This window comes from Roseivirga seohaensis subsp. aquiponti (assembly GCF_001267955.1).
GTDB lineage: Bacteria > Bacteroidota > Bacteroidia > Cytophagales > Cyclobacteriaceae > Roseivirga > Roseivirga seohaensis.
In genome coordinates this window covers 1-4,851 of the sequence record NZ_JSVA01000036.1, presented here as the reverse complement: position 1 = coordinate 4,851, position 4,851 = coordinate 1, and the positions used below count along the sequence as shown (strand labels likewise).

Below are 4,851 nucleotides of genomic sequence, written 5' to 3'. Positions count from 1 at the left end.
ACCGAGTAAGAGGCTACTACTATCAAGTAGTCGTCTGTGGTGTCGTTGTTTTGGGCTAGGGCTTGCTCTGCTTTTTCTTTCACCTCTTGCTCTTTTGCTAACCTGTCTCGCTCGGCTTGGGCGGCTGCTTGCTGTCTTAAGCGTGCTGCTTCGGCTTCTTGCTCTGCTTGGATTCTGGCTTCTTCGGCCTGTGCGGCTTCTAGTTTGCTCTGGGCTTCTTGGTCAAAACTGGCTTGTAGTCTGGCCTGCTCTGCATCTTTCATCTGCTGAAGGATTTCATCAAAGCGGGCGTCTGCTCTTTCTAGCTTTTCTTTCTTGCTGCCTGTGCTTTCTAGCGAGGCCAAGTAATCTACCACCAAGCGCTGATCGCTCTGTGGTATCATGTTTCTGTCATAGATATTGTCGGCCCTGATCTGGTTTAGTATTGCTTCGCCTTGGGCGTACTTTTCTTGTTGTTTGTCCTTGTTCTTTTCAAAAGAGAAGTGAAGGCCAAATTCGCTCAACCCGTCTGATAGGAAGGGAACATCGGCTTTGCCAAAGTCATAGTTGTACACAAACAAGATGTTCGGGTTGATGTAAATCCCTGCGCCTAGGGTCGGGCCGTAATTGTCGCGGTAGCCTGCACTGGCTTCGAACTTGTTCTTGTACTCCATTCTGGCAAGGATATCAAACTCGCTGCCGATTACTTCTCTGTACCTCCAGGTTACGTTCGGGGTGAGGTATACATCATTGCTCAGGCTAAAACGGTAGTGTGCTCCTGCTATGTAGTCGGGCACGTTGTCTTCGTTGATCTGGATGTATTCATCGTCCGACAGGCTTTCGTTCACTACATTGGGTACTGCTACATCTACTCCAAAGTTGTTGTAGCGGTAACTCAGACTAAAGTCTACACTCAAAGCGGTGCCGTTATTGCCAATTAGGTTCTGAAGGGTGGGGTCATTGAAGGATTCTGGGCTAATCACGTCTTCATTAATACCGAAAAAGGATAAACTTGGCATCGCTCCTACCGATAGCTTGTGGGCTGATTGGTTGAGCAGTGCATAGCCAAAGCCTCCTTGTACTTTGGTTTGACGGATAAAGCCAATGTTGTTGCCTACTAAATTAATATTAAAGCCCATCTTGTCTCCTAATGGGTTTTGGAAGGCTACTGCAAAACTCTCTGGCGCGCCTTCTAAGTCCGAAAACTGCCTGCGATATACTACCGACAGTTCGGGACGGGTGCCAAAGGCGGCTACCGATGGATAGGCCAAAGTGGCCCTGTGGAAGTATTGGTTGTAAAGCGGCACTTGCTGTGCCATCCCTTCACTTACCCATAGGGCTAGTGCTAATAATACTAGGGTAAATCGAATTGATATATGCTTGTTTGATGCTTTCATCATCTTAGTTCTTTGTTCTTATGATGGTCAAAAATCCTTTCACGATCTGCTCGCCATTGTACACGTTGATCTCATAGTAATAGGTACCCGGTGGTATCGCCTCGCCTTTGTAGGTGCCATCCCAGGTGTTTTTATAGTTGCGCTCACTAAAGATCAGCGTTCCGTTCTGAGAGAATACTTTTACTTCGTTAATCGGGTTATCTAAGATGTCTTCTACCACCCACACATCATTGACGCCATCTCCGTTTGGTGAGAAGAAGTTCTTGATCCTTGCATCTGGTGCGTCTTTGGTAAAGTCTCTGATCTCTTCTAGCTCTACATTGTTCACTGTAATACTGAACACTTCTTCATAGCTCAAGCCTCCCGAATCGGTCACTTTCACCCTAATCGAAAGTGTGGTATTGGTCTCAAAGTTGATCGGGGTGGCGGTTCTCAGCTCGTCTCCGGTAAAGGTGAACAGCAGATTGTTGTCATCGCCTGTGCCTGTTGCAAGGGTGTAGGTGAAGGTTTCTGCTGCGTCTTGGTCTACTGAGGCCATTGTGCCCACTAGTACGCCTGCGTCATCGGCTTCGTCTATGATGTTATTGCTCAAACTCATGTCGGTAGGGGCTTCATTCACATCGTTGATGGTGATGGTAAAGGCTTTTTCAAAGCGGCCACCATTGTTGTCTTCGGTTTGAAGTCTGATGCTGTAGCTGTCTTTTACTTCATGATTGAAAGCAGCGCCTGCAAACAGCTTGTTGCCTGCTACCATAAAGCTACCATTGTCCGTGTCGCCTGTGCCTGCAATTAGGCTATAGGTATGGGTGTCGGTAGCGTCTGTGTCTGTCGTGCTCAACGTTCCTACTTCGGCACTCAAGGCATTGTTCTCATCTATGGCTGATGGGGCAAGTGCGATGTCGGTCGGTAGCATATTGGTTACATATACTTCGCCTGTTAACGCTCCTGACAATGGGTTGTTGGCCGCATCGATGATGCTGTCATCGTCTTTCAGGTTCAGCCCTATACTGCCTTGGCCTGATATGCCTGTTACGGTAACATCATAGGTCTTGGCGTCTACTTGAGTCACTGCGTTTAGTGTGCCTGTTGCAGTGCCTGTCAAGATCACTTCAAAGTCGGCAAGGTCTACGCCTGTTACGTCTTCTGAGAAGATCACCCTAAAGCCTGCACTTGCAGTAAGGATTGGATTGGCCGCTTTTCTAGTCAGGCTCAGCGCTGTTGGTGCTGTGCCGTCATAGGTTTTGCTTACTGCTGTTCCAGCTGCACTGGCATTGCCTGCGTTGTCGTTGGCCACACCTGCGGCCAAGCTTACGCTTACTGTTCCGTCTGCTGTTGGCGTAATCTGTGCTGACCATTTGGTACCTGCTGTGATTGTCGCTAGGTTGGAGGCTGTTCCGTTGGCCACCGTAATGTCGGCCAAAGTAAAGCCTGTTACCGCTTCGCTGAAGGTAAATTCTACGGTGAAGCTTCCGTTCACTAGCGTTGTTGTTGATGCAGTTAGCGTTGGTACTGGTCTAACTCCGTCTACATTGATGCTTGTTGTGGCGGCTACATTGTTCAAGGCCAGTTGTGCATCGGTGCCAAACTGGTCTTTGATCGTGCCTCCGTTTAGGTTTATCGCTGCGCCTACTGCTATGCCGTCTGTATCTAAGTCGCCTTCGGCTATGGTGTAGCTGAAGATGGCGGTGCTACTGTTGTTAACTGCTGCTTTTAGGTTCGCTGTTTTTGTGCTTGCTCCTATCGTCACCGGGATACTTGGCGTTCCTGTGATCGTGATCGGAAGCGTGAAGCTGGTTGTAAAGTCTAGTTCGTCTCCAATCTTATAGGTGTTGTTTGCTGGTACGGCTACGCTCGTTACTACCGATGAGGCGATAATCGTAAAGCTCCAGTCGGTATTGTTGCTAATTGTATAACTGTTGCCTGCTATATCGGTCAGGGCGCCTGCGTCTATGTTTATATAGAACTCTGTGGCGGGTGGTAAAATCAGGTTGACTGGGTCAATCGTGACTGTGCCTGAATTGATGGTTACCGCACTGACTGGTATCGTTTCTATTATGCTATCGTCAGACTTCTTCTTGATCGTGATATTGCCTGTTCCCTTGAATACGTCTTCGCCAAAGGCCATGGTTAAATTGGCTGATGGTAGAATGTCTATCGCGTTGTCGGCTGGGCTAAGCGTGGCGGTCATCTGCTGATCGAGCACTACAGTCAGTGTGCCTGCTACTCCTTGGTTACCGGCTGCATCGGTGGCTTGGGCGTTGATCACAAGGTTGTTCACCGTGCCATCTGCCAATATGCCTGACACTATTGCGCCTGCATCAAAGGTCCAGTTGCCTGATCCGTCTGCGGCTGCCGTAAGTCCTGAGAAGGTGATTCCATTATACGTTAGACTCAACGCTATCGCAGCATTGGCTTCGGCTGTGCCTGAGAGCATCAGTCCATCTGTAGCATTGTAATGCGTGATGTTGTCTGTATTGCTTTGCCCTAGGTCTGACGCTGCGTTTAGGTCTACGGTTGGTGCGGCTGGTGCTGTAGTATCATAAATGATACTAAACGCTGCCGAGGCTGCACTTTGGTTGCCGGCTGCATCGGTTACTGTTGCCGTTACTGGGTAAGTACCGTCTGTGCCCAATATGGCGCCTACTGCGATCAACCAGTTGCCTGATCCGTCTACTGGTAATCCTGAATACGTGATACCATTTACTGTAATCTCCAGTTGTGAGTTGGCCTCGCCTGTTCCTGTTATGGTAAGGTTGGTCTGGTCATTGGTGATCTTATCGGTAGTACTCGTTCCTGAGTCTGGTGTGATGGATGTTATCACTGGGGCGGCTGGGGCGGTAGCGTCAATAGTCACATTGACCGCTGTGCTTGCTGCACTGGTATTGCCTGCGGCATCGGTGGCTTTGGCAGTTACTGAAATGGTACCGTCTGCTAGTGGGTTAACTCCACTATAAGCCAACGTCCAGTCTCCTGATCCATCTGCTGTTGTCGTTCCTACACTGTTGCCTCCTACAAAAACTTCTATGCTTGCATTGGCCTCGGCCGTTCCTTTTACATCTGGGGTAGTATCGCTTGTGATACCATCACTTGAGCTACTGCCACTGTCTGCACTTACGCCTGTCACTACTGGCGCGGCTGGAGCCGTTTTGTCCAATTGACTGGTAGCGGTTTGGGCTGTGCTGGTATTGCTGCTGCCATCGGTTAATGTTACTGATAGGCTCAGCGTTCCATCGTTCAGTCCCGACAGGTTACTAATCGTGACCTCGTCTGTGGCTGTCGCTATTGTTCCGGTGCCTGTTACATTGGTTCCGCCATTGTTGGAGCTTACCGTATAGTTGTATGTTGTTCCAACTTCTGCGCCTGTAAAGGTAAACTTAGTAGTCGATGTTTCTGAAGCGGCTATCAATGCATCGCTTATCGTGATCGTAAAGCCACTTGGAGCTGTGTTGTCATCGTCATCGGTAAGGGTGATGGT

Annotated in this window: 2 protein-coding genes; both read right to left on the bottom strand. The window is 49.1% G+C overall.

The window, feature by feature from the left end; translation table 11 throughout:
• Nucleotides 1-1,379 (bottom strand): PorP/SprF family type IX secretion system membrane protein (locus OB69_RS17910; RefSeq protein WP_053225129.1); only part of this gene is annotated, 1,379 nt, incomplete at its 3' end.
• A 1-nt stretch (nt 1,380) separates the two neighbouring features.
• A partial coding sequence (locus OB69_RS17905) for an Ig-like domain-containing protein (RefSeq protein WP_157608631.1) occupies nt 1,381-4,851 on the bottom strand: 3,471 nt, incomplete at its 5' end.